This window comes from Robiginitalea sp., from assembly GCF_049588695.1.
Lineage (GTDB): Bacteria > Bacteroidota > Bacteroidia > Flavobacteriales > Flavobacteriaceae > Robiginitalea.
Genome location: NZ_JBAVZJ010000484.1, coordinates 1 through 5,847 on the forward strand (window position 1 = coordinate 1; position 5,847 = coordinate 5,847).

The following is a 5,847-nucleotide window of genomic DNA, read 5'->3' on the forward strand; positions in this document are numbered from 1 at the left end:
ATTGTAAGGAAGAGGATCTGAAGTATCCTCAATTTTATGTATTTTTGGCCTTTAATCCAACAGATCTTATGAGTACGAAAAAAGGGAAGGTTCAGGAAACGATTGACACTGCACTGTTAGACGAGCGAAAGGTTTTTCTTTGGGGAATGGTGGACGATGATTCTGCCAAACACGTGATTGACCGCCTGCTCTTTCTGGATCTTCAGAACCATAAGGAAATACAATTGTTAATAAACAGTCCCGGGGGGTATGTGACCTCCGGCTTTGCGATATACGATACTATAACTTCATTGAAAAGTCCTGTTTCCACGATTTGTACCGGACTGGCTGCTTCCATGGGTTCGATACTGCTTTCTGTAGGAAAGAAGGGGCGTCGTTTTATTCAACCCCACGCCCGTGTTATGATCCATCAGCCGAGTGGGGGAGCCCGCGGCCAAGCGGCGAACATTGAAATTCAAGCTCGTGAGATACTGAAAACACGGGAGATCGGGGCGCGTATCCTGGCCGATAACTGCGGCCAACCCTTTGATAAGATTATGAAGGACTTTAACCGCGATTACTGGATGGACGCCGAGGAATCCGTGGAATACGGGATTGTGGACGGGGTCATCTAAACCCGTTTTAAGGAAACGATTGGGATTACATTTTTAGAAAACCTTTCCGGGGCTCCGGGAAGGTTTTTTTTGGACCGTTTGCAAAAAGGGGATTGGGAAGGTAAGCTGAGGGGATCTTTTGAGATGCCCACCATGGGGTAGACTGTGGACCGCCTGCCGTGCTTTTGGGTTTTCTTAGAAAAACCAACTTCAAAAAGCATCGGGATCGGCGATAATGGCTGCCGCGCGCTCCTTCAGGCCCCGTATCTCGTTTGCATCTTTTTTTTCCAGCAGACGGTACATCATACCCATTCGTGGATTCCCCTGGAGTAGGGGTTTTTTGGCATCGAGGAAGTTCCAGTAGAGCGCATTAAACGGGCAGGCACCCTCCCCGGTTTTATCATCCGGGTTATACGCGCAACCCTGACAATAGTTACTCATTTTGCGAATGTAGTTTGCCGAACTTACATAGGGTTTAGTTCCGACAATTCCGCCATCGGCGAACTGGCTCATTCCCCGGGTATTGGGAAGTTGCACCCACTCGATGGCATCGGCGTAAATTCCGAGGTACCACTGGTCTATTTCGTCGGGATGCACCTGGGCAAGCAAGGCAAAGTTACCGGTGATCATCAGGCGTTGTATATGATGGGCATACGCGCTTTCAAGGCTCTGATCAATCGCGTTTTTCAGGCAGTTCATCCGGGTCTGGCCGGTCCAGTAAAAGTCGGGAAGCGGATTTTTATTCTCCAGGGAATTTTTCCGGGCGTAGGCAGGCATTTCTTTCCAGTAAATACCCCTCATGTACTCCCGCCATCCTAGTATTTGTCTGATAAAACCTTCAGCCTGGGATATATCGATGGTGTCCTTGTGGTTGTAATAATACTTTTCAACGGTTTCCACGACCTCCCTGGGTGAAATCAACTTGCAGTTCATGGCAAAGGAAAGGCGGGAATGAAACAGAGTTTTTTCATCCGTGTGCATGGCATCCTGGTAATCCCCAAAGTGCGGCAACAGCTTTTCGCAGAATTCGGCCAAGAGGGCGCGCGCCCCTTCCGTAGTGGTCGTCCAATGGAAATTATGGAGGTCTATCTGCCCGATCGTCCTTATACCCGAATCCTGTATCTCATGCAGTATTGGACTGAGCTCCTCAGAATGTGTAGGTGTGAGCTTTGGAATGGCAGGCGTTCCTTTCCATTTTTTCCTGTTTTGGGCATCGTAGTTCCAGGTCCCTCCCGCAGGTTCCCCATCCTTAAAAAGGACACTGTGTTTCTTGCGCATCATACGATAAAAGGACTCCATAACGAGTTGTTTTTTCCCCTCGAAATGTAATTCTAAGGCGTCCCGAGTGGTATAAAAATGCTCTGTATCGTATACCTTCGAGGCGATTGGCAAGTCCTCGCAAATGACTTTTAGTTGGCGGTCCAGACGGAATTCATCGGGTAATAGGTATTCAAAACGATCGCAGCCTTCCTGATCAATGCTTTGCTTTACAAGATCAGGCAGGTTTTGGGGATTTTTCGGGTCCGTCAGTTTAAAGTACCTCACCTGATGCCCCTCGGCGGTTCGCTCTTTCGCGAAATTCCGCATGGCGGCAAAAAAGGCGACAACTTTCTGGATATGGTGGGGGGCATAATCGGTTTCCTGCCGCATTTCGGCCATAATATAGACCACGTCTTCACGGACTGTTTTGAACCAACTGTGATCCGGGTTTAACTGATCTCCTAAAAGAAGTCTGAGGGTTTTCATAGTTGTGTGTTTCCTTAGAAAAGTGAGGGTTCGAGCCACAGTCTGCGATAGCGACCCTGGGGGTCATAGCGTTTAGCCTGCAGCTGCGGGTTGAAGACGCGATCCCTGGGATCATTGCCGACCCCGCTATTGTACATCCAATTGCCCCAATTGCTGTGCACATCGTAGTCCAGGAGTACACTTTCGAAATAGGCAGCGCCCACCCGCCAGTCTTGTTTTAGATGGTGCGTCCAGTAGCTCGCCACGTTTTGCCGCCCGCGGTTACTCATCCAACCGGTTTGGGCAATTTCCTTCATATTGGCATTGATAAAATCGTCAGGGGTCCGACCCGAAACCCACTGCCTGAGAAGGGTTGGGCAAAAGTCTTTATTCCAGGAAGAATGGCGTATCCCGCCCGGGTGAAAAATTAAGTCTCCGTGTTTCAGGGAAACATATTTAAAGTAGTCTCTCCAGATCAGTTCAAAAATCATCCAGTAGGTATCCTGATTTTTAACAACTTCTTTTTCATAGAGGCGCACCTGATGATATATCATACGTGCAGAAAGGGATCCGTTGGCCAACCAGGGCGAAAACTTTGAGCTATAATCGGTGCCCAACAGACCATTGCGGGTTTTCTTGTAGTATCGCAGACGGTTTTGTTCCCAGAAATAAGATTTAATTCTTTGCAGCCCCTCCCGGGTACCTCCATGGAAAGGAAATGCCGAACGTGGATCATTCTGGGGAGACTCCAGCCCGAGTTGCTGCAGTGTGGGGATTTCCACTTCAGGCTCTACCCCTACGGGTGCTGAGCGTTTTTCGGGAACCGGAAGACACGCCCGCACGGGTACGGTTTTTTCACAGGCCTTTCTAAAACGTGTAAATACCTCGGGGATCTGAGCGAAATCTGAAAAGGGGATATCCCGGGGATGGAAGAGAAACTGGTTGTAATGCCCAAATACCTTTGTGTTTTCGGGTAACGCTTTTAGCAGGGCTTGAGCCACAAGGCGCTCATCACGCGTCCATTCTTTTTGAGTGTGGATCTCAGCAACCCCAAAGCGCCTGACGAGTTTTGGAATCGCATTTTCGGGGAGGTCCAGGGATATAAACAAGGGAATATTCAGGGAGCGAAGGGATTCTTTCAGCTCAGATAAAGTTTCCAGCAGAAAGCGCGCCCGGAATTTTCCGGTGCGAGGAAAGCCATATTCATCATTTTCAAAATTTCGGGGATCCAGGCAGTATACAGCTACGACCCGTTTGCTTTGGCATGCCGCTGACAAGGAGGCGTTGTCTTCTACACGCAGGTCGTTGCGAAACCAGTGTAAAGCTGTATTCAATGCTTTTGGGTGTTTGAGAATAAAGGGGGATTTTGGGTTCCCTGAACGCTGTTTTTGGATCTTCGGCATTTTTGACTGCAATACCGTACGGAATCCCATTGGCGCTCCCATTTTTTACGCCAGCTAAAGGGCCGGTTGCAAACAGGGCAAATTTTTTGGGGAAGATCACTTTTTGCTCGCATAACGTTTAACAAAAATACACAAAAGTTCAACATAAATAGACGTATTGTAATAATCAAGACTATTTTGGAATCAGGGGAGACCACCCATTTTTACTACCTTTGAGATCATATATATTTAGGAATGGGGCAAACCTCTAAAAATATTGCGATTGTGGGTTCAGGTCTGGTGGGGACGCTTCTGGCGGTCTACCTCAGAAAGGCAGGTCATCGGGTAACGGTCTTTGACAGGAGACCCGATATTCGCACCATCGAGTTTTCAGGGCGCTCCATCAACCTGGCGATGAGTGATCGGGGCTGGAGGGCCCTGGACGGGGCAGGTATCGGCCCGGAAATCCGCAAAATGGGTATCCCGTTGAAGCAAAGGGCGATGCACGTCAACGGCACGCCGGTATACTACCAGAAATACGGAAAAGACGGGGAAGCAATATGGTCGATATCCAGGGGAATCCTGAATCGAAAGATGATCGATCTGGCCGAGCAGGCGGGAACCGTTTTCAAGTTTAATGAAAAAGTATGGGATGTAGACCTGCCTACAGCTACCCTGTATACAGGGGAAACAGAAAAAGGGGTATGGGAGTCCTATGCCTTCGACCACGTGTTCGGTTGTGATGGGGCTTTTTCCCGGGTGCGCCACAAAATGCAAAGACGAAGCCGGTTTAACTATTCCCAGGATTTCATAGAGGTCGGTTATAAAGAATTGACCATTCCCCCAAATTCAGATGGCACCCATAAACTCGATAAACATTCCTTCCATATCTGGCCACGGGGGAGCTTTATGTTTATCGCCATGCCCAACCTGGATGGGAGTTTCACCTGTACGCTGTTTCTGCCCTTTGAAGGCCCCGTGTCTTTTGAGCAGTTGCAATCCAGATCGGAAATCCGCACTTTTTTCACAGAGAATTTCCCAGATGTCACGCCCGTAATCGACAATTTGTCAGAGGATTTTCTCAAAAATCCCACCAGTGCCCTGGTAACTATCAAATGTTATCCCTGGACGTATTGGGATAAGGTAGCCCTTGTAGGGGATGCAGCCCATGCAGTGGTCCCGTTTTTCGGGCAGGGGATGAATGCGGGGTTTGAAGATATTTCGCAATTGATGGCCCTGATTGAGGACTACGGTGACGACTGGGAGCGTATTTTCAGCAGGTATCAGGAATTGCGTAAGCCCAATGCAGACGCTATTGCGGAACTGAGTTATCGAAACTTTGTGGAAATGAGCACAAAGACGGCAGACCCTGAATTTTTACTTCAAAAGAAAATTGAAAACCACTTTGCGGCCCAGTATCCCGACAAGTGGATTCCCGCCTACTCCCGGGTCACCTTTTCCGAACAACCCTATTCGGAAGCCCTCTCTATAGGAGATCGGCAGGAAGCTATCATGAAGGAGATCATGAAAATACCACAGATTCAAACCCGGTGGGACCAGCCCGAAGTGAGCCAGCGCATTCTTGAGCTCCTTGAAGATTCCTGATTGACCAGATCAAAAAAAAATCCCGGGCATTGGCCGGGATTTTTAATTTTTGGAAGCCGTGGTTATTTGACCTTGGCGAAAATTTGCTCCATTTTTTGTTGCTCTTCCTCGGCCAGGGCCGGGTCGACCAAAATGCGTCCACTGTGCTCATCTGAGATGATTTTCTTACGGGAAGCAATTTCCACCTGCACCTGTGGTGGAATGGTGAAAAAGGAACCTCCGGAGGCACCCCGTTCAACCGGGACGACCGCCAGACCGTTTTTAACGCGGTGACGGATGCGTTTGTATGCCGTAAGAAGCCGCTCTTCAATAATCTTTTCAAACTCTGCCGATTTCTTCATCAGCGCTTTTTCTTCCTTTTCAGTTTCGGCGAGGATGGCATCAAGTTCACCTTTTTTGTGTTTCAGGTGCGTCTCGCGTTCGGAGAGGTTTTCCTTTGTACCGGAAACCAGTTCTTTCTTCTGGTCTATCTGTACTTTGAATTCTTTAATGTGTTTCTCAGCCAGTTGAATTTCCAGTTCCTGGAATTCTACTTCTTTGGC

5 protein-coding genes and 1 pseudogene are annotated in these 5,847 nt (G+C 48.6%); 2 read left to right on the forward strand and 4 right to left on the reverse strand.

The window, feature by feature from the left end:
- Positions 1-68: 68 nt before the first annotated feature.
- Positions 69-614 (forward strand): ClpP family protease, encoded by a 546-nt coding sequence (locus tag WBV75_RS11325; RefSeq protein ID WP_424120711.1) that lies wholly within the window; start codon positions 69-71, stop codon positions 612-614.
- A 189-nt stretch (positions 615-803) separates the two neighbouring features.
- On the opposite strand, the gene WBV75_RS11330 is transcribed toward WBV75_RS11325, so the two are convergent.
- The 3 genes and pseudogenes from WBV75_RS11330 to WBV75_RS11340 form a co-directional block, all read right to left on the reverse strand.
- Positions 804-2,339: a cryptochrome/photolyase family protein gene (locus WBV75_RS11330; protein WP_424120707.1), complete on the reverse strand. Its 1,536-nt coding sequence runs from the start codon at positions 2,337-2,339 to the stop codon at positions 804-806.
- Between the two features lie 14 nt (positions 2,340-2,353).
- Entirely contained in the window at positions 2,354-3,751 is a 1,398-nt protein-coding gene (locus WBV75_RS11335; protein WP_424120708.1) for a DASH family cryptochrome, read from the reverse strand.
- A pseudogene (locus WBV75_RS11340) lies at positions 3,703-3,834 on the reverse strand (DUF2256 domain-containing protein); the annotation flags it as partial. The pseudogene WBV75_RS11340 and the gene WBV75_RS11335, both read right to left, overlap by 49 nt.
- 121 nt (positions 3,835-3,955) lie before the next feature.
- On the opposite strand from WBV75_RS11340, the gene WBV75_RS11345 reads away from it, so the two are divergent.
- Entirely contained in the window at positions 3,956-5,305 is a 1,350-nt protein-coding gene (locus WBV75_RS11345) for an FAD-dependent oxidoreductase (protein ID WP_424120709.1), read from the forward strand.
- 62 nt (positions 5,306-5,367) lie between these two features.
- On the opposite strand, the gene WBV75_RS11350 is transcribed toward WBV75_RS11345, so the two are convergent.
- Positions 5,368-5,847, reverse strand: a 480-nt coding sequence (locus WBV75_RS11350) for a zinc ribbon domain-containing protein (protein WP_424120710.1), incomplete at its 5' end; no start/stop codon positions are given.

Bases quoted from the DNA above. Each gene is read 5' to 3' on its own strand.
- WBV75_RS11325 (WP_424120711.1), top strand. From the start codon at position 69: ATGAGTACGAAAAAAGGGAAGGTTCAGGAAACGATTGACACTGCACTG.
- WBV75_RS11330 (WP_424120707.1), bottom strand. From the start codon at position 2,339: ATGAAAACCCTCAGACTTCTTTTAGGAGATCAGTTAAACCCGGATCAC.
- WBV75_RS11335 (WP_424120708.1), bottom strand. From the start codon at position 3,751: ATGGGATTCCGTACGGTATTGCAGTCAAAAATGCCGAAGATCCAAAAA.
- WBV75_RS11345 (WP_424120709.1), top strand. From the start codon at position 3,956: ATGGGGCAAACCTCTAAAAATATTGCGATTGTGGGTTCAGGTCTGGTG.